At 69.4% G+C, this 26,423-nt stretch carries 25 protein-coding genes; 9 read left to right on the forward strand and 16 right to left on the reverse strand.

Annotation, left to right across the window (positions count from 1 at the left end; all coding sequences use genetic code 11):
- Position 1: 1 nt before the first annotated feature.
- From ABE438_RS11955 to ABE438_RS11985, 7 genes are all read right to left on the reverse strand, one after another.
- Positions 2 to 1,618 carry an ABC transporter ATP-binding protein gene (locus ABE438_RS11955; protein WP_346502853.1) on the reverse strand — a complete coding sequence of 539 codons (1,617 nt, stop codon included), beginning with the start codon at positions 1,616 to 1,618 and terminating at the stop codon, positions 2 to 4.
- Positions 1,615 to 2,055: a type II toxin-antitoxin system VapC family toxin gene (locus tag ABE438_RS11960; RefSeq protein ID WP_346502854.1), complete on the reverse strand. Its 441-nt coding sequence runs from the start codon at positions 2,053 to 2,055 to the stop codon at positions 1,615 to 1,617. Before ABE438_RS11960 ends, ABE438_RS11955 begins: the two co-directional genes overlap by 4 nt.
- A complete protein-coding gene (locus ABE438_RS11965) occupies positions 2,055 to 2,315 on the reverse strand; it encodes a hypothetical protein (protein ID WP_346502855.1) in 261 nt (86 codons plus the stop codon). Before ABE438_RS11965 ends, ABE438_RS11960 begins: the two co-directional genes overlap by 1 nt.
- Positions 2,316 to 2,349: 34 nt before the next feature.
- Positions 2,350 to 3,549 (reverse strand): ABC transporter permease, encoded by a 1,200-nt coding sequence (locus ABE438_RS11970; RefSeq protein ID WP_465248608.1) that lies wholly within the window; start codon positions 3,547 to 3,549, stop codon positions 2,350 to 2,352.
- A complete protein-coding gene (locus tag ABE438_RS11975) occupies positions 3,527 to 4,618 on the reverse strand; it encodes a microcin C ABC transporter permease YejB (protein WP_346502857.1) in 1,092 nt (363 codons plus the stop codon). Before ABE438_RS11975 ends, ABE438_RS11970 begins: the two co-directional genes overlap by 23 nt.
- 61 nt (positions 4,619 to 4,679) lie before the next feature.
- A complete protein-coding gene (locus ABE438_RS11980; protein ID WP_465248605.1) occupies positions 4,680 to 6,602 on the reverse strand; it encodes an extracellular solute-binding protein in 1,923 nt (640 codons plus the stop codon).
- Positions 6,603 to 6,768: 166 nt separating this feature from the next.
- Positions 6,769 to 7,314 (reverse strand): c-type cytochrome, encoded by a 546-nt coding sequence (locus tag ABE438_RS11985; RefSeq protein WP_346502858.1) that lies wholly within the window; start codon positions 7,312 to 7,314, stop codon positions 6,769 to 6,771.
- 174 nt (positions 7,315 to 7,488) lie between these two features.
- Between ABE438_RS11985 and ABE438_RS11990 the strand changes: the two genes are divergently transcribed.
- Both ABE438_RS11990 and ABE438_RS11995 read left to right on the forward strand, forming a co-directional pair.
- A complete protein-coding gene (locus ABE438_RS11990) occupies positions 7,489 to 8,232 on the forward strand; it encodes a 3-deoxy-manno-octulosonate cytidylyltransferase (protein WP_346502859.1) in 744 nt (247 codons plus the stop codon).
- 3 nt (positions 8,233 to 8,235) lie between these two features.
- Entirely contained in the window at positions 8,236 to 9,090 is an 855-nt protein-coding gene (locus ABE438_RS11995) for a prephenate dehydratase (RefSeq protein WP_346502860.1), read from the forward strand.
- A gap of 111 nt (positions 9,091 to 9,201) precedes the next feature.
- Here ABE438_RS11995 and nudC read toward each other — a convergent pair whose 3' ends face one another.
- The 5 genes from nudC to ABE438_RS12020 all read right to left on the reverse strand — a co-directional run bounded on the left by nudC (position 9,202) and on the right by ABE438_RS12020 (position 14,473).
- Positions 9,202 to 10,158: an NAD(+) diphosphatase gene (gene nudC / locus ABE438_RS12000; RefSeq protein WP_346502861.1), complete on the reverse strand. Its 957-nt coding sequence runs from the start codon at positions 10,156 to 10,158 to the stop codon at positions 9,202 to 9,204.
- 94 nt (positions 10,159 to 10,252) lie between these two features.
- Positions 10,253 to 11,146, reverse strand: a complete 894-nt coding sequence (gene mmsB / locus ABE438_RS12005) for a 3-hydroxyisobutyrate dehydrogenase (RefSeq protein WP_346502862.1) — start codon at positions 11,144 to 11,146, stop codon at positions 10,253 to 10,255.
- A gap of 84 nt (positions 11,147 to 11,230) precedes the next feature.
- Positions 11,231 to 12,385, reverse strand: coding sequence for an acyl-CoA dehydrogenase family protein (locus ABE438_RS12010; protein WP_346502863.1), 1,155 nt, complete (start codon positions 12,383 to 12,385; stop codon positions 11,231 to 11,233).
- Positions 12,382 to 12,843, reverse strand: a complete 462-nt coding sequence (locus tag ABE438_RS12015) for a hypothetical protein (RefSeq protein ID WP_346502864.1) — start codon at positions 12,841 to 12,843, stop codon at positions 12,382 to 12,384. The genes ABE438_RS12010 and ABE438_RS12015 overlap by 4 nt, the downstream gene beginning before the upstream one ends.
- 133 nt (positions 12,844 to 12,976) lie before the next feature.
- Positions 12,977 to 14,473 (reverse strand): CoA-acylating methylmalonate-semialdehyde dehydrogenase, encoded by a 1,497-nt coding sequence (locus ABE438_RS12020; protein ID WP_346502865.1) that lies wholly within the window; start codon positions 14,471 to 14,473, stop codon positions 12,977 to 12,979.
- A gap of 136 nt (positions 14,474 to 14,609) precedes the next feature.
- Here ABE438_RS12020 and ABE438_RS12025 point away from each other — a divergent pair, with 136 nt between their 5' ends.
- The gene (locus tag ABE438_RS12025) at positions 14,610 to 15,521 is read left to right on the forward strand and encodes a LysR family transcriptional regulator (RefSeq protein WP_346502866.1); all 912 of its coding nucleotides are present in this window, start codon (positions 14,610 to 14,612) and stop codon (positions 15,519 to 15,521) included.
- Here ABE438_RS12025 and ABE438_RS12030 read toward each other — a convergent pair.
- The 3 genes from ABE438_RS12030 to ABE438_RS12040 form a co-directional block, all read right to left on the reverse strand.
- Positions 15,518 to 16,828, reverse strand: coding sequence for a GGDEF domain-containing response regulator (locus tag ABE438_RS12030; RefSeq protein WP_346502867.1), 1,311 nt, complete (start codon positions 16,826 to 16,828; stop codon positions 15,518 to 15,520). The genes ABE438_RS12025 and ABE438_RS12030 overlap by 4 nt on opposite strands.
- A gap of 147 nt (positions 16,829 to 16,975) precedes the next feature.
- Entirely contained in the window at positions 16,976 to 18,718 is a 1,743-nt protein-coding gene (locus tag ABE438_RS12035) for an ABC transporter permease (protein ID WP_346502868.1), read from the reverse strand.
- A gap of 32 nt (positions 18,719 to 18,750) precedes the next feature.
- Positions 18,751 to 19,746: an ABC transporter substrate-binding protein gene (locus ABE438_RS12040; protein ID WP_346502869.1), complete on the reverse strand. Its 996-nt coding sequence runs from the start codon at positions 19,744 to 19,746 to the stop codon at positions 18,751 to 18,753.
- 316 nt (positions 19,747 to 20,062) lie between these two features.
- On the opposite strand from ABE438_RS12040, the gene ABE438_RS12045 reads away from it, so the two are divergent.
- The 6 genes from ABE438_RS12045 to ABE438_RS12070 all read left to right on the forward strand — a co-directional run bounded on the left by ABE438_RS12045 (position 20,063) and on the right by ABE438_RS12070 (position 25,860).
- The gene (locus tag ABE438_RS12045) at positions 20,063 to 21,445 is read left to right on the forward strand and encodes an ABC transporter substrate-binding protein (RefSeq protein ID WP_346502870.1); all 1,383 of its coding nucleotides are present in this window, start codon (positions 20,063 to 20,065) and stop codon (positions 21,443 to 21,445) included.
- Positions 21,446 to 21,689: 244 nt separating this feature from the next.
- Complete coding sequence (locus tag ABE438_RS12050; protein ID WP_346503006.1) at positions 21,690 to 22,490, forward strand: carbohydrate ABC transporter permease; 801 nt, start codon at positions 21,690 to 21,692, stop codon at positions 22,488 to 22,490.
- Positions 22,490 to 23,326 (forward strand): carbohydrate ABC transporter permease, encoded by an 837-nt coding sequence (locus tag ABE438_RS12055; RefSeq protein WP_346502871.1) that lies wholly within the window; start codon positions 22,490 to 22,492, stop codon positions 23,324 to 23,326. The genes ABE438_RS12050 and ABE438_RS12055 overlap by 1 nt, the downstream gene beginning before the upstream one ends.
- Before the next feature lie 146 nt (positions 23,327 to 23,472).
- Entirely contained in the window at positions 23,473 to 24,429 is a 957-nt protein-coding gene (tal, locus tag ABE438_RS12060; RefSeq protein WP_346503007.1) for a transaldolase, read from the forward strand.
- 14 nt (positions 24,430 to 24,443) lie between these two features.
- Complete coding sequence (locus tag ABE438_RS12065; protein ID WP_346502872.1) at positions 24,444 to 25,154, forward strand: SDR family NAD(P)-dependent oxidoreductase; 711 nt, start codon at positions 24,444 to 24,446, stop codon at positions 25,152 to 25,154.
- Positions 25,155 to 25,254: 100 nt separating this feature from the next.
- Positions 25,255 to 25,860 carry an HdeD family acid-resistance protein gene (locus ABE438_RS12070; protein ID WP_346502873.1) on the forward strand — a complete coding sequence of 202 codons (606 nt, stop codon included), beginning with the start codon at positions 25,255 to 25,257 and terminating at the stop codon, positions 25,858 to 25,860.
- A 3-nt stretch (positions 25,861 to 25,863) separates the two neighbouring features.
- On the opposite strand, the gene ABE438_RS12075 is transcribed toward ABE438_RS12070, so the two are convergent.
- The gene (locus tag ABE438_RS12075) at positions 25,864 to 26,364 is read right to left on the reverse strand and encodes a hypothetical protein (RefSeq protein WP_346502874.1); all 501 of its coding nucleotides are present in this window, start codon (positions 26,362 to 26,364) and stop codon (positions 25,864 to 25,866) included.
- Between the last annotated feature and the right edge of the window lie 59 nt (positions 26,365 to 26,423).

Consider the following 26,423-nt stretch of genomic DNA (forward strand, 5'->3'; position numbering starts at 1 on the left):
CTCAGTGATCCGCCACCGGGTCGAGATTGAGCGCGGCCGCGAGCAGCGCCCTGGTATAGGCCTCGCGCGGGCGGCTGAAGATCTCCTCGGCCGGGCCTTCCTCCACCACCTTGCCGTTCTGCATCACCACCACGCGATGCGAAAGCGCGCGCACCACCTTGAGGTCGTGGCTGATGAAGAGGTAGCCGAGGCGCCGGCGCGTCTGGAGGTCGCGCAGCAGGTCGACGATCTGCGCCTGCACCGACATGTCGAGCGCCGAGGTCGGCTCGTCGAGCACCACGAATTTTGGATCGAGCGCCATGGCGCGCGCGATGGCGATGCGCTGGCGCTGGCCGCCGGAGAATTCGTGCGGATAGCGGTCCATCGCCACCGGATCGAGCCCGACATCGCTCAGCGCCTGCGCCACGATGGCGCGCTGGCGCTCATAGCTCAGGCCGGGCTGCTGCACGAGCAGCCCTTCGGCGACGATGTCGGCGACCGACATGCGCGGCGAGAGCGAGCCGTAAGGATCCTGGAAGACGACCTGGAGATCCTTGCGCCGCGGCCGGATCTCGGCGCTCTTCAGCCCGTCGATGCGGTCGCCGAGGAAGACGATCGGCCCTTCCGACGAGATCAGGCGCAGGATGGCGAGGCCGAGCGTGGTCTTGCCCGAGCCGGATTCGCCGACCACGCCGAGCGTCTCGCCCTCGCGCACAGAGACCGAGATGCCGTCGACCGCCTTCACATGGCTGGAGACGCGGCGCAGCAAGCCGCTCTTGATCGGGAACCAGACCTTGATCGGCCCGGCCTCGAGCAGCTGGGTGGCATCCGCCCGCACCGGCTCCGGCCGCCCTTTCGGCTCGGCCGCCAGCAGGCGCCTGGTGTAGTCGTGCTGCGGGGCGGCGAAGATCTCGCCGACCGGCCCCTGCTCGACGATCCGGCCCTTCAGCATCACGCAGACCCGGTCGGCGATGCGCCGGACGATGCCGAGATCGTGGGTGATGAACAGGATCGCCATGCCGAGCCGCGCCTGCAATTCCTTGAGCAGGGCGAGAATCTGCGCCTGCACGGTGACGTCGAGCGCGGTCGTCGGCTCGTCGGCGATCAGCAGGTCCGGCTCGTTGGCGAGCGCCATGGCGATCATAACGCGCTGGCGCTGGCCGCCGGAGAGCTGGTGCGGATAGGCGTCGAGCCGGCTCGCCGCGTCGCGGATGCCGACGAGATCGAGCAGCTCCAGCGTGCGGGCGCGGGCGGCCTCGCCGCGCAGGCCCTTGTGCAGCTCGAGGATCTCGCCGATCTGCCGCGCGATGCTGTGCAGCGGGTTGAGCGAGGTCATCGGCTCCTGGAACACCATGGTGATGTCGTTGCCGCGCACCTTGCGCATCGCGTCCTCGTCGGCCGCGAGCAGGTCCTGCCCGTCGAACATCACGCTGCCGGAAGGGTGGCGCGCCGCCGGATAGTTGAGCAGCTTGAGGATCGACAGGGCCGAGACCGACTTGCCCGAGCCGGATTCGCCGACGAGCGCCAGCGTCTCGCCGCGGGCGATCTCGAAGGAGACCCGATCGACGGCGAGCGTCTCTCGCCCGCCCTGGCGGAAGGCGACGGAGAGATCCTGGACGGAGAGGAGGGGCGCGGTCATTCCGGATCGTCCAGTCCTGTGACGCGATCGACGTCGATCCGCGTCATGCCATCGGGCAGCCGAAGCCGTTTGTCAGACGAGACAAAGGCGGCGCAAGCGTTGGACACGGCGCTGGCGACATGGATCGCATCGGCGCCCTTGTTGCCCAGTGCCGTCCTGATATCGGCGCTGCGCCGCAGAATGTCCCGATCGACGGGGACGACGGATAAGGTGTCGTCGGAGACAAGCATCAGTTCGTATAGTTCGACGAGCTCGAGCTGGGCCTTCTTCAACGGGGACACCAGCACTTCGGCAAGCGTCAATTCGCTCGTGTAGAGCTCTACGAGCCCTGCCGAAGCCTGTCCGACCAGAAACGCCAACGCGTCCGACTCGCCCTCGACAGAGCTGATGAAGGCGTTGGCATCCAGATAAATCCGGTTTGGGCTGCCGAGACTCACTAATCCCACTCGTCCCGCAGCGCGCGAATCCGTGCGACCGCTTCCTCGGAGGTGACGGGTTCGATCTCGCCGGAAGCCCTCAATGTGCGCAGGCGTTCCAGCAATTCGGGCCACGACGCCTTGCCCCGTCGGTCCTCACCGGCCTGCGGTTCGGGCTCGGCGTCGATCGTGACCGTCACGGTGCTGACGCCTTCCATCTCCGCCCGCAGGTCCGCAGGCAGCTTCTCGACCGGATAGTGCTCGCGCACGACCTTGTTCATCGCCTGTCTCCTCATGGCGATCATACCACAGCCGTCACGCGAAGGTCTTGCGCGGGTCGAAGGCGTCGCGGACCGCCTCGCCGATGAAGATCAGCAGCGACAGCATCAGCGCGATCACGACGAAGCCCGAGAGGCCGAGCCAGGGTGCCTGCAGGTTGGCCTTGCCCTGCGCCAGCAACTCGCCGAGCGAGGGCGAGCCGGGCGGCAGGCCGAAGCCGAGGAAGTCGAGCGAGGTCAGCGTGGTGATCGAGCCGTTCAGGATGAAGGGCAGGAAGGTCAGCGTCGCGACCATGGCGTTGGGCAGGAGATGGCGCACCATGATGGCGCGGTCGGTCAGGCCGAGCGCCCGGGCGGCGCGGACATATTCGAAATTGCGCGCCCGCAGGAATTCGGCGCGCACCACCCCGACCAGCGCCACCCAGGAGAACAGCAAGAGGATGCCGAGCAGCACGAAGAAGCCCGGCGTGATCACCGAGGCGACGATGATCAGCAGGTAGAGCGCCGGGATCGCCGTCCAGATCTCGATGAAGCGCTGGAAGATCAGATCGGTCCAGCCGCCGAAATAGCCCTGGATCGCGCCCGCCGCGATGCCGACCACCGAGGAGATCGAGGCCAGGATCAGCCCGAACAGCACCGAGATGCGGAAGCCGTAGATCAGCCGCGCCACCACGTCGCGGCCCTGGTCGTCGGTGCCGAGCCAGTTCCATTCGAGGTCGCGGCAGCCGCTGCCGCCCGTGCGCTGCGCCAGCTCGCGGCACTGCGCGTCGGCGAGCATCCAGCTCGGCGGGGCCGGCGCCGGCACGGCCAGGTCGAGATTGTGCGTGCGGTAGGAGAAGCGGATCGGCGGCCAGATCGCCCAGCCGTTGGCCGCGATCTCCTTGGCGATGAAGGGATCGCGATAGTCCGTCGTCGCCAGGAAGCCGCCGAACTTCTCCTCCGGATAGTCGACCGCGACCGGCACCAGGATCTCGCCCTTGTAGGAGACCAGCAGCGGCCGGTCGTTGGCGATCACCTCGGCGAAGAGCGACAGCACGAACAGGGCAAAGAAGATCCAGAGCGACCACCAGCCCCGCCGGTTCGCCTTGAAGCTCTCCAGCCGGCGCCGGTTGATCGGCGAGAGCTTGAGCCAGCCGCGCTGGTCCTGGACCGGTGGCAGGGCGCTCGCGGCCGGGCCGGAGGGCGGCGGGGCGCCGAGCAGTGTGTCGCTCATCTCAGGCCTCCCGCGATTCGAAATCGATGCGGGGATCGACCCAGGCATAGGTCAGGTCGGTCAGGAGGTGCACCAGCAGCCCGATCAGCGAGAAGATGTAGAGATTGGCGAAGACCACCGGATAGTCGCGGTTCACGATCGCCTCGAAGGAGAGCAGGCCGAGCCCGTCGAGCGAGAAGATCGTCTCGATCAGCAGCGAGCCGGCGAAGAGCGCGCTGACGAAGGCGCCGGGGAAGCCGGCGATGACGATCAGCATGGCGTTGCGGAAGACGTGGCCGTAGAGCACCCGGCGCTCCGAGAGCCCCTTCATCCGCGCCGTCAGCACGTACTGCTTGCGGATTTCGTCGAGGAAGGAGTTCTTGGTCAGCAGCGTCGAGGTGGCGAAGGCGCCGAGCGCCATCGCCGTCACCGGCAGGGCGATGTGCCAGAGATAGTCGAGCACCTTGCCGATCGGGCCGAGCTGGGACCAGTTGTCGGAGGTCAGCCCGCGCAGCGGGAAGATCTGCCAGAACGAGCCGCCGGCGAAGAGCACGATCAGCAGGATCGCGAACAGGAAGCTCGGGATCGCATAGCCGATGATCACCACGGCGCTGGTCCAGGTGTCGAAGCGCGAGCCGTCCTTCACCGCCTTGCGGATGCCGAGCGGGATCGAGATGGCGTAGGAGAGCAGTGTCATCCACAGCCCGAGCGTGATCGAGACCGGCAGCTTCTCCTTGATCAGCTGCAACACCGGCGCGTCGCGGAAATAGCTGCGGCCGAAATCGAAGCTGGCATAGTCCTTCAGCATCTTGAAGAAGCGCTCATGCGCCGGCTTGTCGAAGCCGAACTGCTTCTCCAGCTCCTTGATGAAGGCCGGGTCCAGCCCCTGCGCGCCGCGATAGGCAGAGCCGGAATCGGTGGCCTGCGCGCCGGCGTCGCCGCCCGCGCCGCCGCCGATGCGGTCGGCCGCGCCGCTGTTGGGGTTCTGCAGCTGCGAGATCACGCGCTCGACCGGGCCGCCGGGCGCGAACTGCACGATGACGAAGGAGATCAGCAGGATGCCGAACAGGGTCGGCACCATCAGCGCCAAGCGCCGCGCGACATAGCTCAGCATGGGCGCCCGCCCTGCGGCGGCACCCGGCGGGCGCCCCGCCTCGTGCTCCTGCGCGAAGCCATCACGCTCTCCCGATTCGCTGCGCCTTGGCGCGATCGTACCACCAGGTGCCGGGCGCTCCCGAGCCGTATTTCGGCTTGGTTTGCGGCCGCTCGTACATGTCCCAATAGGCCAGCCACTCGGTCGGGTTCCACCACATCGGGATCCAGTAGCGGCCGGCGCGCAGCAGGCGGTCCAGGCATTTCGCCGCCACCACCACCTCGGCATAGCTGCCGGCGCGGCCGATGGTCTCGATCATCGCGTCGATGGCGGGATGCGCGATGCCGCCGACATTGCGCGAGCCGCGGGTCCTGGCGGCCTCTGAGCCGTAGACGATGCGCAGGCTGTCGCTCGGCACCACCGCGCCGCCCATGGCGCGGCTGATGATGTCGAAGTCGAAGCCGTCGAGCCGGCGCTGGTACTGCGCGGCGTCGACGATGCGCGAGACCGCGATGATGCCGAGCCGGCGCAGATTGCGCTGGAAGGGCTGGGTGTGCGGCTGAAGCGCCGGCGAGAAATCGAGGAACTCGATGGTGAAGGGCGTCCCGTCCGGCAGGCGCAGGATGCTGCCGTCGCGCCGGCAGCCGGCCTCGGTCAACAGGTCGTGGGCGCGCTTCAGCAGGGTGCGGTCGCGGCCCGAGCCGTCGCTGACCGGCGGCAGCCAGGGCTCGCCGAAGACCTCGTCGGGCACCTGGCCGCGAAAGGGCTCGAGCAGGGCGAGCTCGGCCGGGGAGGGCAGGCCGACCGCCTTGGAATCCGAATTCTCGAAATAGGAGGTCATCCGCGCGAAGGACGAGAACATGATGTTCCGGTTGGTCCATTCGAAGTCGAAGGCGAGGCCGAGCGCCTCGCGGATGCGCGGATCGGCGAATTTCGCCCGACGCTGGTTGAACACCCAGCCCTGCGAGCCGACCGGATCGGTCTTCGGCAGGCTTTCCTTGCGGACCTTGCCTTCGCGGATCGCCGGGAAGTCGTAGCCCGTCGCCCAGATGCGCGAGGTGAACTCCTCCTGGAAGGTGAGCACGCCGCCCTTGAAGGCCTCGAAGGCGACCTGCCGGTCGCGGAAATACTCCCAGCGCACCCGGTCGAAATTGTTGGTGCCGACATTCACCGGCAGGTCCCTGCCCCAGTAATCGGGCACCCGGTCGAACTCGATGAAGCGGCCCTGCTCGAAGCGCCCGACCTTGTAGGGGCCGGAGCCGAGCGGCGGCTCCAGCGTCGAGGCCTCGAAATTGCGCGTCGACCAGTAGGCCTGCGAGAAGATCGGCAGGCCGGCGACGATCAGGTGCAGCTCGCGGCTGCGCTTCGGCGAGAGCGTGAAGGCGACGACGTCCTCGCCGACCGCCTCGGCCGAGACGACCTCGCGCAGGATCAGCCGGTAGGTCGGATGGCCCTTCTCCTTCAGGATGCGGAACGAGAAGGCGACATCGGCCGGGGTGATCCGGCTGCCGTCGTGGAAGCGGGCCTCGGGCCGCAGGCGGAAGCGGTAGCTCAGCTTGTCGGGCGAGATCGCGACGGAGCGCGCCACCAGCCCGTAGAGCGAGCCGGGCTCGTCGGAGGAGCCGGCCATCAGGCTGTCGAAGCAGGCGTCCATGCCGGCGGCGCCGTCGCCCTGCAGCACGAAGGTGTTCAGCGTGTTGAAGGTGTCGAAGCTCTGGTTGCCGCCGGTGCGCTTGATCTGCAGCGTGATCGCGCCGCCCTTCGGCGCCTGCGGATTGACATAGGCGAAGTGCGGGAAGTCGGGCGGCAGGCCGAGCTCGCCGAAGGTGGAGAGCCCGTGGACCTCGGCCGCCTCGGCAGGCGCCGCGACCGGAGCCTCCACCGGCGGCGCCATGGCGGGCGCGCCGGCCTCCTGGGCGAGCGCGCTCCGCAGGGCGGCCGGGAGGGCGGCGGCCGCGGCGACGCCGCTTCCCGCCGCGATCAGTCTGCGCCGCGTAACCTGCACTGCCGCTCCTTGCTGCGTGGGCGTCGCGCCCGGCCGATTCGCCGGGGAGGGCGAAATCCGCATCGGGACGCCGCATGATGGCGGGGCTTTTGGGGCGACGGCAAGAAAAAAGCCGGGCGCATGGCCCGGCTTGCGGTCGATCCGGGAGAAAAAGCCCTGGCGGGCCTTACTCCTTCGGCAGCGGCTTCGGCGCGTCGGCCAGGGTGTTGAGATAGGCCACCACGTCGGCGCGGCTGTCGGCCTTGCCCAGGCCGGCGAAGGCCATGGTCGTGCCGGGCATGTACTGCTTCGGATTCTTCAGGAAGCCGTCGAGGTTCTCGGCGGTCCAGGCTTCGCTGGCCTTGCCCTTCATCGCGGCGGAGTAGCCGAAGCCCTCGACCGAGCCCTTGGGGCGATCGTAGACGTCGTAGAGATGCGGGCCGACCTTGTTGGCGCCGCCCTTCTCGAAGGTGTGGCAGGCCTTGCAGGCACCGACCGCCTTGGCGCCGCGGGCCGGATCGGCCTTGGCGAGGCGCACCGCGATCGGCTCGTCGGCTGCGGGCGCGGCGGCGGCGCCGGCGGCTCCGTCGCTCGGTTCGGCGCTCGGCAGGTCGTAGCCGGGTACGGCGGGCTTCTTCGGCGCGAAGACGATGCCGGCGACCATGTTGAGGCTCATCACCACCAGCAGGGTGGACAGGCCCGCACCGGCGATCTTGTTCAGTTCGATGTTCATGGTCTTCTCGGGACTCCCGGCTCCGCGGCCACGAAGCAAGATAGCGCTGTCCGCATCCGCTCGCGCGGACCGGCACACGGTAGGCTGCTTAACCGCTTTGCGCGCTTCATTGCAACTCGTATAAGCACGCTCCGCTTTGAGACCATTTGACGCCTCCGCAGAGTTGCGCCCGCCATGTCCAATCCGCTGGTCCTGATCCCCGCCCGCATGAAGGCCTCGCGCCTGCCCGGCAAGCCCCTGGCGGACATTCTGGGCGAGCCGATGATCGTCCATGTCTGGCGCCGCGCGGTCGAGGCCGGCATCGGCGCCGTGGTGGTCGCGACCGACGAGGCGCGCATCGTCGCCGCGGTCGAGGCGGCCGGCGGCCGGGCCGTGATGACCCGCGCCGACCATCCCACCGGCTCGGACCGCATCCGCGAGGCCGCCGACATCGTCGATCCCGAGCGCCGCCACGACGTCATCGTCAACGTGCAGGGCGATTTCCCGACGCTTGCGCCCTCCGCCATCGCCGCCTCGATCGCGCCGCTGGCCGATCCGGCGGTCGACATCGCCACGCTGGTCGGCGAGATCCACGACGCCGAGGAGCGCACCGCGCCGAGCGTGGTCAAGCTCGTCGGCAGCGAGGTCGGCCCGCGCCGGCTGCGCGCGCTCTATTTCACGCGCGCCACGGCCCCTTATGGCGAGGGGCCGCTCTACCACCATGTCGGCATCTACGCCTATCGCCGCGCCGCGCTCGACCGCTTCGTCTCCCTGCCGCAATCGCCGCTGGAGAAGCGCGAGAGCCTGGAGCAGCTGCGCGCGCTGGAGAACGGCATGCGCATCGACGCGATGATCATCGACCAGGTGCCGCGCGGCGTCGACACCCCGCCCGATCTCGAGCGCGCCCGCGCTCTTCTGCAGAGCCGTCCCGGAGCCTGATCCATGCCTGTCGTCGTTTCCTACCAGGGCGAGCCCGGGGCCTTCTCCTCCCAGGCCGCGCTCCAGGCCTTCCCGGATTGCGAGCTGCTGCCCTGCGCCACCTTCGAGGATGCGCTCGCCGCCGTCTCCGAGGGCAAGGCCCGCTACGGCATGATCCCGATCGACAATTCGATCGCCGGCCGCGTCGCCGACATCCACCACCTGCTACCGCGCTCGGGGCTGCACATCGTCGGCGAGCACTTCCTGCCGATCCGCTTCCACCTGATGGGGGTGAAGGGCGCGACGCTGGCGACGATCCAGACGGTGCAGAGCCACATCCACGCGCTCGGTCAGTGCCGCAAGATCATCCGCAAGCTCGGCCTGAAGGCGCAGGTCGCCGCCGACACCGCCGGCTCCGCCCGCCAGGTCGCCGAGGCCGGCGACCTCACCCGTGCGGCGATCGCCCCGCACATCGCCGCCGAGGTCTACGGGCTCGACATCCTGATGGAGGACATCGAGGACGAGAAGCACAACACCACGCGCTTCGTCATCCTGTCGAAATACCCGGAATTCGCCCGCCAGGGCGGCGGCACCACGGTCACGACGCTGATCTTCCAGGTCCGCAACCTGCCGGCGGCGCTCTACAAGGCGCTGGGCGGCTTCGCCACCAACGGCATCAACATGACCAAGCTCGAGAGCTATATGGTCGACGGCCGCTTCTCGGCGACGATGTTCTATTGCGACGTCGAGGGCCATCCCGAGGACGCGCCGCTGCGCCGCGCGCTCGACGAGCTCTCCTACTTCTCCAAGGAGATGCGCATCCTCGGCGTCTACCCGGCCCATCCCTTCCGCGAGGGCATGGCCGAGCCGGCGCAGTAGCGCGGGCCTAAAGATACTCCCGCGCTCGAACAGGCGCGGGAGCGGGGTCTACCTGATCGTCATGGCGTCGGTTCGTTCCGGAAAGGGGAGACCACTTTCCGGTCCGCTGCGCTACGGCGTCTCGCCGTCCACCGCCCAGGCTTCGAGCAGCGTGCGGGCGATGGCTATGTGCTGCGGGCAGCTCAGCCCGTCGGGATGCTCGCCGGCCAGCATGGCGAGCGCCTCCTCGCGGCTGAACCAGCGCCCGTCCTCGAGCTCGGTGCCGTCGAGCACGATGTCGTCGTTCAGCGCCTCGGCCAGGCAGCCGATCATCAGCGAGCTGGGGAAAGGCCAGGGCTGCGAGGCGAGATAACGCACCGCCCCGGTGCGCAGGCCCGCCTCCTCGAGCGTCTCGCGGCGCACCGCATCCTCGATCGTCTCGCCCGGCTCCAGGAAGCCGGCGATGCAGGAATACATCTTCGGCGCGAAGCGCGCCTGGCGCGCGAGCAGGCACTTGTCGCCGCGCACCGCCAGCATGATCACCACCGGGTCGGTGCGCGGGAAATGCAGCGCGCCGCATTGCGCGCATTCGCGGCGCCAGCCGCCGCTGACCATCAGCGACTTGCCGCCGCAATTGGCGCAGAACCGGTGCCTTGCATGCCAGTCGAGGATCGCCTTGGCCTCGCCGAGCGGGCCGACCTCGTCCGGCGGCACCAGCCGCTTCAGGGCGATGCTGCGCAGGTCGCTGACCAGCAGGTCAGGGCGCTCGCGCAGGGTTTCGGCGAGCTGGCGCTCGACCAGCCTTGCGAAGCAGGCCGCTCCGCCGGGCTCGACGCCGAGGAAGACCTCGTCCAGCGCGCGGGCCACAGCATCCGCCTCGCTCTCGGAGAACCAGGCGGTCTGCGTCTCGGGCCCGGTGCGGCGCAGGATCGGGGTCTCGCCCGCGACGAGGATGTGGCGGGTGCCGGGGCTGGCGCGATAGCGCGCCACGGCGTCCGGCTGGTCGCGCTGGTCGCCGCGGCGGTCGAGCGGGTTGAAGGCGAAGCCGGTCAGGGCCGAGCGTTCGCGGGGACGGGAGACATCGGTCATGCCTCTCGTCCTAGCGCGCTTTCGATCCGACCGGAACGGGCCGGCGAGACGATTTCGCATGCGTGCCCGGACTGGCACGCAACGCCCTGTCGCCTCAGCCCTGCTTGCCGGCCTGGCCGCGCAGCAGGTGGATGATGCCGGAGAAATCGGTGCCGCCCTCGCCCCAGGCGTTGTGCAGCCCGTAGAGCTGCGCCGCGGCGGCGCCCAGCGGGGTCGCGGCGCCGCTCGCCTGCGCCGCCTCCTGCGAGAGCTTGAGGTCCTTCAGCATCAGCGCCGAGGCGAAGCCGGGCTTGTAGTCCTTGTTGGCCGGCGAGGTCGGCACCGGGCCGGGCACGGGGCAATAGGTGGTCAGGGACCAGCACTGGCCCGAGGAGGTCGAGGCGACGTCGAACAGCGCCTCGTGCGAGAGCCCGAGCTTCTCGGCCAGCACGAAGGCTTCGCAGACGCCGATCATCGAGATGCCGAGGATCATGTTGTTGCAGATCTTCGCCGCCTGACCGTTGCCGGCGTCGCCGCAATGCACGATGCGCCGGCCCATCTTGGCCAGCACCGGCTCGCCGCGGGCGAAGGCCTCGGCGCTGCCGCCGACCATGAAGGTCAGCGTCGCGCCCGAGGCGCCACCGACGCCGCCGGAGACCGGCGCGTCGAGCGACAGGCAGCCATGCTCGGCGGCCAGCGCATGCGCCTTGCGGGCGCTCTCGACGTCGACGGTGGAGGAATCGATCAGCAGCGTGCCGGGCGTCACCGCCGGCAGGATGTCGGCCCAGACCGAGAGCACGTGCCGGCCCGCCGGCAGCATGGTCACCACGATCTCGGCCTGCGCCACCGCCTCGCGGGCGGACGCCGCGATGCCGACGCCTAGCGCCGCGGCCGCCTCGCGCGAGGCCGGCGCCAGGTCGAAGGCGGTGACCGCGTGGCCCGCCTTGACCAGGTTGCCGGCCATGGGGCCGCCCATATTGCCGAGTCCGATGAAGGCGATGGTGCTCATGGTGGTTCTCTCCCTGAAGTCCTCGAACCGGCATCGTCACGCGGCGGAACCCGTCTCCCTGCGGGAGAGGATTAGTCGCGCCAATCAGTTCCCCTTGGCCCGGCCGACCAGGCCGCGCGCCACGATCATCCGCATCACCTCGTTGGTGCCTTCGAGGATCTGGTGGACGCGCAGGTCGCGGACGATCTTCTCGATGCCGTAATCGGCGAGATAGCCGTAGCCGCCATGGATCTGCAGCGCCTCGTTGGCGACCGCGAAGCCGGTGTCGGTGGCGACGCGCTTGGCCATGGCGCATAGGCGCGTGGCGTCGGGCGCCTTGGCGTCGAGCGCGGCGGCGGCGCGCCAGAGGAAGCTGCGGGCCGCTTCCAGCTCGGTCGCCATGTCGGCGAGCTTGAACTGCAGCGCCTGGAAATCGGCGATCGCCGAGCCGAAGGCCTTGCGCTCCTGCGCATAGGCCAGCGCCTTGTCGAGCGCCGCTTGCGCCCCGCCGAGCGAGCAGGCGCCGATGTTGAGGCGCCCGCCGTCGAGCCCGGCCATGGCGATCTTGAAGCCGATCCCCTCCGGCCCGAGCCGGTTGGCCACGGGGATGCGGCAGTTCTCGAAGATCACCGCCCGGGTCGGCTGGGCGTTCCAGCCCATCTTCTTCTCCTCGGCGCCGAAGGACAGGCCGGGCGTGCCCTTCTCGACCACGACGGTCGAGATCCCGGCCGGGCCGGCCTCGCCGGTGCGCACCATCACGACGTAGATGTCGGAGACGCCGGCGCCGGAGATGAACTGCTTCTGGCCGTCGAGCACGTAGTGGTCGCCGTCGCGCACCGCCTTCGTCTTCAGCGCGGCCGCGTCGGAGCCGGCGCCCGGCTCGGTCAGGCAGTAGCTGGCGAGGTGCTCCATGGTGCACAGCTTCGGCAGCCAGGCCTGGCGCTGCTCGGGCGAGCCGTAGCGGTCGATCATCCAGGCGCACATATTGTGGATCGAGATATAGGCCGAGACCGTCGGGCAGCCGCCGGCCAGCGCCTCGAAGATCAGCGCCGCGTCGAGCCGCGACAGCCCGGAGCCGCCGACATCCTCGGCAATGTAGATGCCGCCCATGCCGAGCGCCGCCGCCTCGCGCATCTCGGCGACGGGAAAGTGCTTTTCCTCGTCCCAGCGCCCGGCCTGCGGCGCCAGCGTCGCGGCGGCGAACCCCTGGGCCATGTCGCGGATGGCGATCTGGTCTTCGGTGAGGGCGAAGGCTGTCATGGCGATGCGTCCTGGGAAGGGGCGGCCAGAGGCCGGACCTCGATGCGCGTCGAGAAGCGCCGTGCCCGGTGGACGCCGTGCGGGTCGGAGAAGGGCCGGCGCCAGCGTGCCCGCGGCAGGATCCGCACCTGCCAGGGCGGCCCGCCGAAGAAGCGGAAGCTCAGAGCGTCCGGGCCGGTGAGCGCGAGCGGCCGGAAGCTGCCGGTGGCGTAGGCGCCGTAGAGCGAGACCCGCTCGAGCGGCCGGGCGGCCGCGTCGAGCAGCAGGATATCGAGCTGCTCCTCGAACGGTATGTCGTGGCTGAGGAAGAGCAGGGCCTCCGGCCCCGCCTGATACTGCGCTTCGAGCACCGCGCCCGGCACCGTGCCGGCCTCGTCGCCGTCGACGAGGAGAACCGCGCGCCGCTCCCCGCCATCGGCGGGATGCGGACGCAGGCCGTAGCGGGCGGTCTCGCGCATCAGGGCAGCGCCCGGCGGACGGCCGCCGCACGGCGCCCGTCCGTGCGGCCCGGCGCCGTGGCGGCATGGTCGGTGCTGGAACGGTGGTCGGCCATGCGCGCTCCCGCCCGTGCTCGCTGCCTGCCGCGGCTCGTCACCCCATGGTCGGGATGACGAAGCTCGCGCCGTCCTTGATACCGCTCGGCCAGCGGGCCGTCACCGTCTTGGTCTTGGTGTAGAAGCGGATCGAGTCCGGGCCGTGCTGGTTGAGGTCGCCGAAGGAGGAGCGCTTCCAGCCGCCGAAGGTGTAGTAGGCCAGCGGAACCGGGATCGGCACGTTGATGCCGACCATGCCGACCTGCACCTTGGAGGCGAAGTCGCGGGCGGCGTCGCCGTCGCGGGTGAAGATCGCGGTGCCGTTGCCGTATTCGTGGTCGTTGGTGAGCTTCAGCGCCTCGTCATAGCTCTCGGCGCGCAGCACGGAGAGAACGGGTCCGAAGATCTCCTCCTTGTAGATGCGCATGTCCTTGGTGACGTTGTCGAACAGGCAGCCGCCGACATAGAAGCCGTTCTCGTAGCCCTGCATGGTGAAGTCGCGGCCGTCGACGACGAGCTTGGCGCCTTCCTCGATGCCGATGTCGACATAGGACTTGATCTTCTCCATCGCCGCCTTGGTGACGACCGGGCCGTAATCGGCGCTGGTGTCGGTCGAGGGGCCGATCTTCAGGCTCTCGACGCGCGGGATCAGGCGCTTGACCAACTCGTCCGCGGTGGCCTTGCCGACCGGCACCGCCACCGAGATCGCCATGCAGCGCTCGCCGGCCGAGCCGTAGCCCGCGCCGATCAGCGCGTCGACGGCCTGGTCCATGTCGGCGTCCGGCATGATGATCATGTGGTTCTTGGCGCCGCCGAAGCACTGCACGCGCTTACCCGCCGCGCAGCCGCGGGCGTAGATGTACTCGGCGATCGGGGTCGAGCCGACGAAGCCGATGGCCTTGATGTCGGCGTCGTCGAGGATGGCGTCGACCGCCTCCTTGTCGCCGTTGACCACGTTGAGGATGCCGGGAGGGCCGCCGGCCTCGATGAACAGCTCGGCCAGGCGCATCGGCACGCCGGGATCGCGCTCGGACGGCTTCAGGATGAAGGCGTTGCCGCAGGCGATGGCGGGGCCGAGCTTCCAGAGCGGGATCATCGCCGGGAAGTTGAACGGGGTGATGCCGGCGACGACGCCGAGCGGCTGGCGCAGCGAGTAGATGTCGATGCCGGGGCCGGCGCCGTCGGTGAACTCGCCCTTCATCAGGTTCGGCACGCCGAGCGAGAACTCGACCACCTCGACGCCGCGCTGGATGTCGCCCTTGGCGTCGGGAATGGTCTTGCCGTGCTCGCGGGCGAGCAGATCGGCCAGCTCGTCATTGTTCTGCGCGATCAGGTCGAGGAACTTCATCAGCACGCGGGCGCGGCGCTGCGGGTTGACCGCGGCCCATTTCGGCTGGGCTTCGCGCGCGTTCTCGACGGCGGCGCGCAGCTCGGCCTGCGAGGCGAGCGCGACCTTGCCGATCACGCTGCCGTCCATCGGCTGGTAGATGTCCGCGGTACGCCCCGAGGTGCCGGCGACGTGCTTGCCGCCGATGAAGTGACCGACCTGACGCATGGATGCCTCCCTCGAAAGTCTCTGTGGCTGTTGACCTGCCCGAGCTTTAGCATTGTCTTTTGTGCACGGCCATGGGCTTGTTGGCGCCGGTGCGGTGCAAAAAAACGAATACCGAAGCCGGATATGGGAGGTGGCCATGGAACGATTCGACTGGGACGACCTGCGCTTCTTTCTCGCGGTCGCCCGTTCCGGCCGCCTCACCGCCGCGGCGCGCCGCCTCGGCGCAGACCATGCCACCGTGTCGCGGCGCATCACGGCGCTGGAGGAGGCGCTGAAGGCCAAGCTGTTCGAGCGCCGGCCCCAGGGCTACGCGCTCACCGGCCATGGCGAGCAACTCCTCGCCAAGGCCGAGAGCATGGAGACCGAGGCGCTGGCCATCCAGAGCGAGATCGGCGGCGCCGACATGGCGCTGTCGGGCATCGTGCGCATCGGCGCGCCGGACGGGTTCGGCGCCTGCTTCCTGGCGCCGCGCCTGCCGGCGCTGACCGGCGCCTATGCCGGGCTGGAACTGCAGCTGATCGCCATGCCGCGCCTGCTCTCGCTGTCGAAGCGCGAGGCTGACGTGGCGATCACGCTCGCCCCGCCCAAGGAGGGCAAGGTGGTGGCGCGCAAGCTCTGCGACTACCGGCTCGGCCTCTACGCCTCGCGCGCCTATCTCGACGCCGCCCCGCCGCTGGCCGAGGCCGAGGACCTCTTCGCCCACCGCATCGTCGGCTATATCGACGACCTGATCTTCACGCCCGAGCTCGACTATCTCGACGAGGTCGCCAAGGGCTTGCGGGCCCAGGTGCAGAGCTCCAGCGTCATCGCCCAGATGAACGCGGTCGCCGCCGGCGCCGGCATCGGCGTGATCCACCATTTCATGGCGCAGGGCGATCCGAGGCTGGTGCGGGTCCTGCCCGAGACCGTCTCGATCGAGCGCTCCTTCTGGCTCCTGGTCCATGCCGACCTGAAGGAGGTGGCGCGGGTGCGCGCCGTGGTCGACTTCATCGTGCGCGAGGCCAAGGCCGCGCGGCCGCTGCTGATGGGCGAGGCGCCGGCGCCCTAGGCGGCGCGGACGCGGTTGCGGCCTTCGTTCTTGGCGGCGTAGAGCGCCCGGTCGGCAGCGACCAGCGCCTGGTCGAGGCTGTCCTGCGGGCCGATGCCGGCGACACCGATCGAGATGGTCAGCGTCGCCTCCTGCTCGCCGAGCGGCAGGGTCTCGTGCGAGACGTCGAGGCGGATATGGTCGCTGAGCCGCATCGCGGCGCGCATGTCGAGCCCCGGGAACAGGATCGCGAACTCCTCGCCGCCGATGCGGGCGAGCAGATGGCCGCGCCCGTCGATCGAGCGGGCGAGGCAGCGCGCCACGCAGGCCAGCGCCTTGTCGCCGCCGTCATGGCCGTGGCTGTCGTTCAGCCGCTTGAAGTCGTCGATGTCGAGCAGCGCGACGGCGCTGGCCAGCCCTTGGCGGCGGGCGCTCTCGATCAGCGGCGTCGCCTGCGCGAAGAAGTGGCGGCGGTTGAACAGGCCGGTGAGCGCGTCGCGCGAGGCGAGGTTGTGCAGCTGCTCGAGCTGCGCCAGCGTCTCGGCATTGCTGGCGATGCGGCACTGCAGCTCTTCCGGCACGAAGGGCATGAAGATGAAGTCGTTGGCGCCCGCCTTGAGGAAGCCGACCGAGACCATGCGGTCGTTCGACGACGAGACGCCGATGATGCGCAGCCGGTCGGCGCCGAAGCGCCGGCGGATATGCCGGGTCAGCGTATAGCCGTCCATGTCCGGCATGTTGAAGTCGCTGACCACGAGGCGGATGTCGGGGTGGCTCTCGAGCAGGCGCAGCGCCTCGGCTCCCGAGGCGGCCTCGGTCACCGCATATTGCTGGATCTTGAGCATGCGGGTCAGGAGGCGGCGCGTGCTCAGCGTGTCGTCGACGACGAGGATGCGGACCTGCCGGTTCGACAGGGCGCGCTTGATCGCGGTGACCAGCGTCTCCAGCGCGAACTCGCTGTCCTTCGGCACATAGTCGATCACGTCGCGCTGCATGATGCGGTTGCGCGTGGCGATGTCGAAGCTGCCGGTGTGGACGATGGTCGGGATGCCGCGCTGCACGGTGAAGTCGATCGCCTCGCCGGACGGTGCGTCCGGCAGGTTGAGGTCGACCACGGCGAGCGTATAGGCGGCGCGGTTCTCGGTGACGGCGGCGTGCAGCTCGTTGAGCGAGCGGCAGGTCACCAGCGGCAGGCCGATCTCGGCCTCGAGCCGGCGGCACAGCGCCAGCGAATAGGTCTTGGAATCCTCGACGACGAGCAGCTTCAGGGCCTGCCCTTCAGGCGGCAGAGAGCTGCGGTCGGCAGTGAAGGAAGCCGTCGAACTCATGTCGTCCCTGACCGTAACCGCGCCGCCTGATGAGGTCTCGCGCTCGCGCCGTCGACGGGAAAGGAGGACGCCCACGGCAGCCTCGACCATCCTGCCGTTCCGTTAATTTCCTCTTAGTCATGTCGGCTGCCGCGGGCGGCGCGGCGGCTAGATCCGCCAGGGCAGGACCGGGCCTGGCAGGCGCCGGCCGAGCGCGTCGAGCCCCAGCATCACGACGAGGATCACCGCCGAGGCGCTGACCGCGACGGCCGCCGCCTCGCCGGCGAGCCCGGCCTCCTTGAGGCTGAACAGCACGACGCCGAGCGTCTCTGTGCCCGAGGACCAGAGCAGCGCCGAGACCGTCAACTCGTTGAAGGCGATCAGGAAGACCATCAGCGCGCTCACTGCCGCCGCCGGCGCCAGCACGGGCGCGACGATGAAGCGCAGCATCTGCCAGGTGGTGACGCCGTCGAGCCGCGCCGCCTCCTCGTGATGCGCCTCGATCTGGGCCATCGCCGCCAGCGGGGCCTTCAGCGCCAGCGGCAGGAAGCGCGCCATATAGGCGAAGAGGATGATGAAGGGCGTGGCGTAGATGCTGACGCCGAGCAGCGGCAGCGGCTTCAGGAAGAGCAGAATGCAGGCGATGGCGAGCACCACGCCGGGCAGCGCGTAGGGCAGCTCGATCGCCACCTCGACGACGCGGCGGAAGCGGCCCATGCGCCGCTCCAGCCCATAGGCGAAGGCGATCGAGAGCAGCGAGAGCAGCAGCGCGGCCGCGCCGGCGAAGAGGAAGGAGTTGCGGAAGGCGCGCATCGTCACGTCCTGCCGCAGCAGCACCTCGGCGAACTTGTCGACGGTCAGGCTCTGCCAGGAGAGCGGCACGCCGAGCGCCGGCGTCAGAGCCTCGCCGATCAGCGCCAGGAAGGGCAGGCCGAGCTTGAGCGCCAGCAGCAGCCAGAGCCCGGCGGCGACCGCGGTGCCGGCGCGGCCGAGCCGCCAGAAGGGTTCGAGCGGGCGCTCGATCTCGACCCGGCCGCGATGGCGGCTGGCCATGAGCAGCCCGGCCAGGATGCCGGCGCCGGCGACGAGCCCGACCAGGATCGAGAGCGCGGCGGCGTCCGGCAGGCCGGCGGGGCCGAAGCTCGAGAGCCGGCGATAGATCAGCGTCGGCAGGGTCAGATAGTTCACCGGCAGGCCGAGCAGGGCCGGGATGCCGAAATTGCCGATGCCGGCGACGAAGGCGAGCAGGCCGGCCGCGACGATCTGCGGCCGCAGCACCGGCAGCAGCACGCGCAGGGTGATCGTCGCGGGGCCGGCGCCTTCCATCTGGGCGGCCTCGACCAGCGAATGCGGCACGGCGCGCAGGCCGCTCCACAGGGTGATCGCCACCAGCGGCGCGTGGTGCAGCGCCATCACCAGGATGATGCCGCCGCGCCCGAGCAGCGGGTTGGGCGTGCCCGGCGCCGCGGCGAGGCCGAGCGCCGAGAGCACCGGGGAAGTCGGCGAGAACAGGCTGAGGAAGGCCAGCGCCGCCACCTGCGGCGCGATCATCATCGAGAAGACCAGGCCGAAGGCGAGCGGCCGGCGGCCGCGCACGTCGGTGACGGCGAGCAGCAGCGCCGCTGTGGTACCGATCAGCAGCGCGCCGAGCGTCGAGCCCGCCGCCGTCTCTAGGCTGTGCAGCGTCGCGGTGACCGCGGCGCGGCTCGCCATCTCGGTGAAGGCCGCCTCGGGGGCGAAGACGCCGCCGGGCGCCGCCGCCGCCAGGACCAGGCGCAGGAAGGGCAGGGCGCCGGTCAGCGCCGCGATCAGCACGAGCACGAGCGGCAGGCCCAGCCCGGGCGGCAGGCTGAGCCCGGGCAAGGCGAGACTGGGCAGGCGGGCCGGCGCCGTCTGGGGCAGGAGCGTCATGGCGCGATGTCCTCGGCGGCGGCCCGGCCGGATCACTCGAAGATCGCGCTGAAGCGCTTGCGCGCCGCCTGTTCGCCGGCCAGCGCCCTGGCGGGATCGAAGGGCATCAGCTTGATCGCGGCGCGGGCGGGATAGCCGGCCGGCAGCGCCACCTCCGGATGGGCGGCGACATAGCCCTGCTTGAGCGCGAGCTCCTGGCCCTGGCGCGAGATCAGGAAGTCGACGAAGGCCTTGGCCGCCTCGGGATTGCTCGTGGTCTTGAGGATCGCGACCGGCTCGCTCACCGCCGAGACGCCCTCGCTCGGGAAGACGAATTCCAGCGGCGCGCCCTTGGCCTTCTCGCGGATCGCCATGAAGTCGACGATCATGCCGTAGAGCTTCTCGCCGGTGGCGACCTGGCGCAGCACGTCGCCATTGCCGCCGGCGGCGAGCGCGCCGTTGCCCTGCAGCTCCTCGTAATAGCCCCAGCCCTTCGCCAGCGAGCCGGTGAGGGTGATGGCGTGGATCAGCGCGGCGCCCGAGGTCAGCGGGCTCGGCATGGCGACGAGGTTCTTCGCCTCAGGCCGGGCGAGGTCGAGCCAGCTCTGCGGCTTCAGCGCGGCCTTGGTGTTGTAGACGATGCCGGTGGTGATCAGCTTGGTGGCGAACCAGGCCTTCTGCGGATCGTGGATGCCGGCCGGATAGGCCGCGACATCGGCCTTGTCGTGGGCGAGCAGCCGGCCTTCCGCCTTCAGCCCCTCCATGGTCACCGAGTCGGCGATCAGCAGCACGTCGGCGCGCGGCACGCCGGCCTCGAACTCGGCCCGCAGCTTGGCCATGATCCGCGGCGTGCCGTCGCGCACGAAGGAGACCTCGACTTTGGGATAGCTTGCCTTGAAGGCGTCGATGGTCTGCTGGGCGTCGGTGTTGGGCTGGCTGGTGTAGAGCACGAGCTTGCCCTCGACGGCCCCGGCGGCCGAGAGGGCGCCCAGCGACAGGCCGATCGCCAGGGCGATGGTGGTGAGCGCGGAAGAGACGAACGGCCGCATGTCTGGACTCCGATGGTGCGGAAATCGGCGGAAACCCCGCCCCGGAGAGGGCGGCCCGCCGCTGTCGTGCGTCGCGGTAACGGCACGGTGTGACAGACCCGTGACGACGCGTCCACAGCGCGCATCGTCGCCACGGTGGTGTCGCCCGCGCAACGGCGAGCGCACGCAGGGCGCCGATCGGCTGCCGCGAGGGCAGGTTGGAGAGGGTCTGAAATTCCGCGGGACGGAGGCTTGTGCGCGTCCGGGCTTATCGACTAGGGTTCGCGCAAGCCGGCATCCAAGATCGAATCTAAACGTTTTAAGTGGGAGGATAGCAATGAAATCCGTACGTTCTTTCGTTACTGGGGCCGCGCTTGCCGCGATCGCCGCCGGCTGGTCCGGCGCGGCGTTTTCGCAGGAGACGGTGACCGCCTGGTTCACCAAGGGCTTCTACAAGGGCGAGGACGACGCGCTGCTCGCCGTGGTCGACCGTTTCCAGAAGGCGACCGGCGTCAAGGTCGAGCTCTCGCTCTACGCCACCGAGGATTGCGTCACCAAATCGGTCGGCGCCGTGCAGGCCGGCACGCCGCCTGACGTCGGCTTCTGCACGACCTATGACTTCCGCACCACCGGCCAGTGGGCCTTCGAGGGCAAGCTCGAGGACGTCACCGACGTGATCGAGCCGATGAAGGCCGAGTTCCAGCCGCAGGCGCTGGCCACCACCTTCCTGATGAACGGCAAGACCGGCAAGAAGGCCTATTACGCCTTCCCGGTCGAGCAGCAGATGATGCACATCACCTACTGGAAGGACATGCTCGAGGAGGCCGGCTTCAAGGAGTCCGACATCCCGACGACCTGGGCCGGCTACTGGGACTTCTGGTGCGACAAGGTGCAGGGCTCCCTGCGCAAGAAGGGCAAGCGCATCTACGGCGTCGGCCATCCGATGGGCGTCGCCGCCTCCGACACCTTCTACTCGTTCCTGACCTTCGCCAACGCGCACAACGCCAAGGTGGTCGACGAGACCGGCAAGATCGTGCTCGACGAGCCGGCCAACAAGGCGGCGATGATCGCGGCCGTGAAGGACTACGCCAACATCTCGCAGCGCGGCTGCACGCCGCCCTCCTCGGTGAACTGGCTGGATCCCGACAACAACGTCGCCTTCCACAACCGCACCACCGTCGCCACGCACAACGCCACGATCTCGATCGCCGGCAAGCACATGGACGACATGAACAATCCTGCGCTGACGCAGGAGCAGCGCGACGCGGCGAAGAAGAACTACTACGACAACATCCGCACCGCCGAGTTCCCGAAGAAGCCCGACGGCAGCCCGATGACCAACCTGGCCGCGGTCAAGACCGCGGTGGTCTTCGCCGACGCCAAGAACAAGAAGCGCGGCAAGGAGTTCATGGCCTTCCTCATGAAGGACGAGAACCTGCGTCCGTTCGTCGAGGGCTCGGCCGGCCGCTGGGTGTCGACCACGCTGAAGGGCATCGAGGCGCCGTTCTGGTCGGATGGCAAGGATCCGCACCGCGCCGTCGTCTACAAGCAGTACAAGGACGGCACCGTGCCGTTCCAGTTCGTCTACAACTACAAGTTCACGGCGGTGAACGCCGAGAACGTCTGGGCCAAGGCGATCAACCGCGTGCTGGTCGACAAGGTGTCGCCGGAGCAGGCGGTCGACGAGATGATCGCCCGCATCAAGCAGATCGCGGGCTGATCCCGGGCGCGATCCCGACGTAAACGAGACGGCACCCCGCGCCTGGCGCGGGGTGCCGATTTGATTGGTGCTCGGCGTGCCGTGAGGACAGGGGCGCCGGATTGGGCCGGCCGGTGGTGCAGGAGCCGCCGGCTTCCGCGAGGGAGACAAGAAGATGGCTGCCACAACGATGGCGACGCCGGCAGGCCACGCCGGCAGTTCGAGCGCGGCGGGACAGGCCCGGGACAGAGCGTTCTGGGGCGTGATGATGCTCGCACCCTACGTGCTCGTCTTCGCGGTGATGGTGGTCTACCCGGTGGCCTACGGTCTCTGGCTCGGGCTGAACTGGGAGTCCTACAAGGCGCTCTTCGCCGATCCCGTCTTCGTCCGCACCCTGGTCAACACGGTCATCTTCCTCTTCGTCGCGGTGAACCTGAAGTTCTTGCTGGCGCTGTGGCTCTCCGGCTTCTTCGTCGCCCAGCGCGCCTGGGTGCGGATCGTGCTGGTTCTGTTCATCCTGCCCTGGGCGGTGCCGTCCATCCCGACGATCCTGTCCTTCCGGGTGATGCTCAACCCCGAGAACGGCATGATCAACCAGCAGCTGTTCCACTGGTTCGGCATCGTCGAGGGGCCGGGCTGGCTGACCAATCCGACGCTCGCCTTCGCCAGCTCGATCTTCGTGCACATCTGGAAGTCGCTGCCGTTCTGGACGCTGATCCTGGTCACGGGGCGCCTCGCCATCGCGCAGGACCTCTACGAGGCCGCCAGCGTCGACGGCGCCAACAAGTGGCAGCAGTTCCGCTTCATCACCTGGCCCTCGCTGGCGACGCTCTACGTCACCTCGACCCTGCTCTCGATGATCTGGACGCTCGGCGACTTCAACAGCGTCTACCTGCTCAACAGCGGCGGTCCGGGCGACCTCAACCACGTGCTCGCCACGCTGGGCATCCGCTATATGCGTAACAACAACCTCGATCTCGGCATCGCCTCCATCATCGTGGCCATGCCGCTGATCCTGCCCATGGTCTGGTTCATGGTGAAGCGTCTGTCGAAGGGAGCCGAGTGATGCGTAGGGTCCTCGACGAAGCCAAGCTCATCCTGGTCGCCATCCCGGTCCTGATCTGGACCCTGCTGCCGATCTACCATCTCTTCGTGCTGTCGATCTCGACGCAGGAATCGATGCTGGCCGGCAAGCTCTGGCCGGACGAGCCGACGCTGCAGAACTTCCAGATCGTCTTCAAGCAGCAGCACTACTACCTGACGCATTTCTGGCTGCAGCTGTTCAACAGCTTCCTGGTGGCGATCACCACCGGCATGCTGACGCTGTTCATCGCGACCTGCGCCGCCTTCGCCATCTCGCGGCTGAAGGCGCCGGGCGGCCGCCACATCATGAACTTCGCGCTCGCGACCTACCTGATCCCGGCCGCCTTCCTCGCCATCCCGATGTACAAGGCGATGGGCATCTTCGGGCTGCTCAACACCCGCACCGCGCTGATCCTGGCGATGGTCGCGCTGGCCTCGCCCTATGCGATCTGGGTGCTGAAGCAGGCCTCCGACAAGCTCCCCAAGGAGCTCGACGAGGCGGCGATCATGGACGGCGCCAGCGCGTTGCAGCTGTTCCGGCTGGTCTACCTGCCGCTGATGAAGCCCTCGATGGTGGTGATCGGCATCTACGCGCTGCTGCTGGCCTGGAACGAGTATCTCTACGCCTTCCTGCTGCTCTCCAGCGAGCAGGCGGTGCCTCTGGCGGTCGGCCTCGGCCTGTTCCTCTCCGCCGACGACGCGCCGTGGAACCTGCTGATGACGGCCGGCCTGATCTACGCCATCCCGCCGGCGGTGATCTATTACGGCTTCCGCAACAACATGGTCTCCGGACTGACCTCGGGCGCGGTCAAGAGCTGACCGCCCGGCCGGGTTGCAGCGGCCCCGCATCCGCCCGGATGCGGGGCCGTTCTGCTTTCGGGCCCCTCGCCAAGCTGTGGCCGCACCGGCATGGTAGGGCCGCTACCACGACACATGCAGATTCCCACGCAGACCCCATGGATGAGATGATGACCGCCTCCAAGCTCGAGCAGCTGCGCGCCATGACCACCGTCGTCGCCGACACCGGCGACATCGAGGCCGTGCGCCGCCTCAAGCCCGTCGACTGCACCACCAATCCGACCCTGCTGCTCAAGGCGGTCGAGACCCCTGCCTATGCCGGCCTCGTCGACGAGGCGATCGCCTGGGGCGCGAAGCAGGGCGGCTCCGGCGCGGTCGAGGCGGTCTGCGACCGGCTCGCGGTGACCTTCGGCACCGAGCTGACCAAGATCGTCCCCGGCCGGGTTTCGACCGAGGTCGACGCCGACCTCTCCTTCGATACTGAGGCGACCATCGCCAAGGCGCGCGCGCTGGTCGCCGCCTATGCCGAGCGCGGCGTCGGCCGCGAGCGCATCCTGATCAAGATCGCCTCGACCTGGGAGGGCATCCAGGCGGCGCGCGTGCTGCAGGCGGAAGGCATCGACTGCAATCTGACGCTGCTGTTCTCGCTGCCGCAGGCGGTGGCCTGCGCCGATGCGAGGGCCTTCCTGATCTCGCCCTTCGTCGGCCGCATCCTCGACTGGTACGTCAAGGCCGGCGGCGGCCCCTACACCGCCGAGACCGATCCGGGCGTCGTCTCGGTCCGCGCGATCTACGCCTATTACAAGGCCTATGGCATCGACACGGTGGTGATGGGCGCCTCCTTCCGCAACACCGGCGAGATCGAGGCGCTGGCCGGCTGCGACCGCCTGACCATCGGGCCGGGCCTGCTCGACGAGCTGGCGGCTGCGACCGGCGATCTGCCGCGCAAGCTCTCGCCCGAGAAGCCCGGCGAGGCGCCGGCCAAGCTCTCGCTCGACGAGAAGGCCTTCCGCTTCGCCATGAACGAGGATGCCATGGCGACCGAGAAGCTCGCCGAGGGCATCCGCGGCTTCGTCAAGGACCTGCGCGGCCTGCGCAAGCTGGTCGCGGCCCGGCTCGGCTGAGGGCGGGCGCGACCATGGCGGGGGAGAAGCCGCGCGTCGCCGTCGTCACCGGCGGCGCCAAGGGGATCGGCCTTGCGGTGATGCTGCGGCTGGCGCAGGACGGTTTCCTGCCGGTCTCCTGGGACCTCGCGCCCGGTGCGGGCGGTGCGCACCTCGCCTGCGACGTCTCCGACGAGGCGCAGGTCGAGGCGGCCATGGCCCGGACCGAGCAGGACTTCGGCCCGGTCGCGGTGCTGGTCAACAATGCCGGCCTCACCGGGCCGTCGACGCCGGTGGCCGAGACGCCGCTGTCGCAATGGCAGCGCATCCAGGCGGTGAACCTGACCGGCACCTTCCTCTGTTCGCGGGCGGTTGCCGCCGTCATGGTGCCGCGCGGCCATGGCCGCATCGTCAACATCGCCTCGCTGGCCGGTAAGGAGGGCACGCCGACGCTGGCCGCCTACAGTGCCGCCAAGGCCGGCGTGATCGCGCTGGCCAAGGCGCAGGGCAAGGAGCTCGCCGGCACCGGCGTGCTGGTCAACGCCGTCGCCCCGGCAGCGATCGAGACCGACATCCTGCAGCAGATGAGTCCTGAGACGGTCGCGACCATGATCGGCAAGAGCCCGCTGAAGCGGCTCGGCACCGTCGAGGAGCTGGCGGAGCTGGTCGCCTGGCTCGCCAGCGACCGCTGCAGCTTCTCCACCGGCGCGGTCTTCGACCTCTCGGGCGGCCGGGCCACCTACTGATCGCCCCTGGCGGGCCGTCCGCGCGGCCATTGACGCCCGGCGCCGGCGGGCGAACACTGCGCCTGCCCGCCGCTAGGCGCGGGCCCCAGAGGGAACCCTCATGTCAGACCCGCTCCAGCCCGGCTCCCCGTCCACGCCGCATCGCGGCGGCTCGCCGCTCTCCACGCATCTGGCGCCGCTCAGGCGCAATTCCGGCTGGCTGCTCGCCGCCGGCGTGGTGCTGATCCTGCTCGGCTTCGCCGCGCTGGTCTTCGCCGCCGCCTTCAGCATCGCCAGCGCGCTCTGGTTCGGGGTCATCGTGCTGGCCGGCGGGCTGGTGCTGCTCGTCGACGCCTTCTCGCAGAAGGGCTGGAAGAGCCGGCTCTGGCACCTGGTCATCGGGGGGCTCTATGTCGCGGTCGGCCTGTTCACCATCGTCAATCCGGTGGTGGCCACCGCCTCGCTGACGCTCCTGGCCGGCGCGGCCTTCGTCGCCACCGGCGTGGTGCGCCTGCTCGTCGCCTTCCAGAACCGCTCGCTGCCCTTCTGGGGCATGATCGCCTTCTCGGGCGTGCTCTCGCTGCTGCTCGGCCTGCTGATCCTGATGCAGTGGCCGGCCTCGAGCCTGTGGGTGCTCGGCACCTTCTTCGGCATCGAGCTGCTCTTCCAGGGCGCCGGCATGATCGCGCTGGCGCGTGCGATCCGCTCGACCTTCGACGGCCGCTGAGGCTCAGCGCGTCAGCACGGCCGCCGGCTCGGCGCTGGTCTCGGCGGCCAGCGTCGGGGCGATCGTCGGGCTCTGGCTGAACGGGCTGAAGTAGGCACGCCCGCCGGCGGCGGCGGCCTGGAGCGTCTGGCGCTGGGCCTTGGGCAGGCGGCGGGTGTCGCCGAGCGCGACGAAGTCGGCGGTGGCGTGCTGGTTGCCGCCGCGCCCGTCGAACACGGCGACGCCGGTGCGGGTGACGACGATGTCGCCCTTCCGCAGCGTCGGGTCGCGCAGATACCAGTGGGGATCGCTGGCGGGGTCGAGCTTCACCGCCGGCGGCGCCGGCTTGCTGCTGGCGGCGACCGGCCGCGGGCGCTGCACCCGCGGCTTGTTCACCGTCATCTCCAGCGGCACGGTCGCCGGCGGGGCCGGGCGGGCGCCGCCGAAGGCGCGGGCCAGATCGTCGAGAAAGCCCGCCTGGGCCGGCACGGCCGGGACGAGCCCGATCGCGCATGCCAGCGTCATCCTCGCGAGAACCTGCCGTGCCATCGCCCTTCTCCCTGTTCCGTCCTCTCCAACGGAGA

Origin of the sequence: Allobosea sp. TWI1241 (genome assembly GCF_039673065.1) — a bacterium.
Taxonomy (GTDB): Bacteria; Pseudomonadota; Alphaproteobacteria; order Rhizobiales; family Beijerinckiaceae; genus Allobosea.

Coding starts and splice junctions, on each gene's coding strand:
- ABE438_RS12030 (WP_346502867.1), bottom strand. CDS start 16,828: ATGAGTTCGACGGCTTCCTTCACTGCCGACCGCAGCTCTCTGCCGCCT.
- ABE438_RS12050 (WP_346503006.1), top strand. CDS start 21,690: ATGATGCTCGCACCCTACGTGCTCGTCTTCGCGGTGATGGTGGTCTAC.
- ABE438_RS12020 (WP_346502865.1), bottom strand. CDS start 14,473: ATGCGTCAGGTCGGTCACTTCATCGGCGGCAAGCACGTCGCCGGCACC.
- tal (WP_346503007.1), top strand. CDS start 23,473: ATGATGACCGCCTCCAAGCTCGAGCAGCTGCGCGCCATGACCACCGTC.
- ABE438_RS11995 (WP_346502860.1), top strand. CDS start 8,236: ATGCCTGTCGTCGTTTCCTACCAGGGCGAGCCCGGGGCCTTCTCCTCC.
- ABE438_RS12035 (WP_346502868.1), bottom strand. CDS start 18,718: ATGACGCTCCTGCCCCAGACGGCGCCGGCCCGCCTGCCCAGTCTCGCC.
- ABE438_RS12040 (WP_346502869.1), bottom strand. CDS start 19,746: ATGCGGCCGTTCGTCTCTTCCGCGCTCACCACCATCGCCCTGGCGATC.
- nudC (WP_346502861.1), bottom strand. CDS start 10,158: ATGACCGATGTCTCCCGTCCCCGCGAACGCTCGGCCCTGACCGGCTTC.
- ABE438_RS12045 (WP_346502870.1), top strand. CDS start 20,063: ATGAAATCCGTACGTTCTTTCGTTACTGGGGCCGCGCTTGCCGCGATC.
- ABE438_RS11975 (WP_346502857.1), bottom strand. CDS start 4,618: ATGCTGAGCTATGTCGCGCGGCGCTTGGCGCTGATGGTGCCGACCCTG.
- ABE438_RS12010 (WP_346502863.1), bottom strand. CDS start 12,385: ATGACAGCCTTCGCCCTCACCGAAGACCAGATCGCCATCCGCGACATG.
- ABE438_RS12025 (WP_346502866.1), top strand. CDS start 14,610: ATGGAACGATTCGACTGGGACGACCTGCGCTTCTTTCTCGCGGTCGCC.
- ABE438_RS11955 (WP_346502853.1), bottom strand. CDS start 1,618: ATGACCGCGCCCCTCCTCTCCGTCCAGGATCTCTCCGTCGCCTTCCGC.
- ABE438_RS12075 (WP_346502874.1), bottom strand. CDS start 26,364: ATGACGCTGGCATGCGCGATCGGGCTCGTCCCGGCCGTGCCGGCCCAG.
- ABE438_RS12070 (WP_346502873.1), top strand. CDS start 25,255: ATGTCAGACCCGCTCCAGCCCGGCTCCCCGTCCACGCCGCATCGCGGC.
- ABE438_RS12065 (WP_346502872.1), top strand. CDS start 24,444: ATGGCGGGGGAGAAGCCGCGCGTCGCCGTCGTCACCGGCGGCGCCAAG.
- ABE438_RS12015 (WP_346502864.1), bottom strand. CDS start 12,843: ATGCGCGAGACCGCCCGCTACGGCCTGCGTCCGCATCCCGCCGATGGC.
- ABE438_RS11985 (WP_346502858.1), bottom strand. CDS start 7,314: ATGAACATCGAACTGAACAAGATCGCCGGTGCGGGCCTGTCCACCCTG.
- mmsB (WP_346502862.1), bottom strand. CDS start 11,146: ATGAGCACCATCGCCTTCATCGGACTCGGCAATATGGGCGGCCCCATG.
- ABE438_RS12055 (WP_346502871.1), top strand. CDS start 22,490: ATGCGTAGGGTCCTCGACGAAGCCAAGCTCATCCTGGTCGCCATCCCG.
- ABE438_RS11965 (WP_346502855.1), bottom strand. CDS start 2,315: ATGAACAAGGTCGTGCGCGAGCACTATCCGGTCGAGAAGCTGCCTGCG.
- ABE438_RS11990 (WP_346502859.1), top strand. CDS start 7,489: ATGTCCAATCCGCTGGTCCTGATCCCCGCCCGCATGAAGGCCTCGCGC.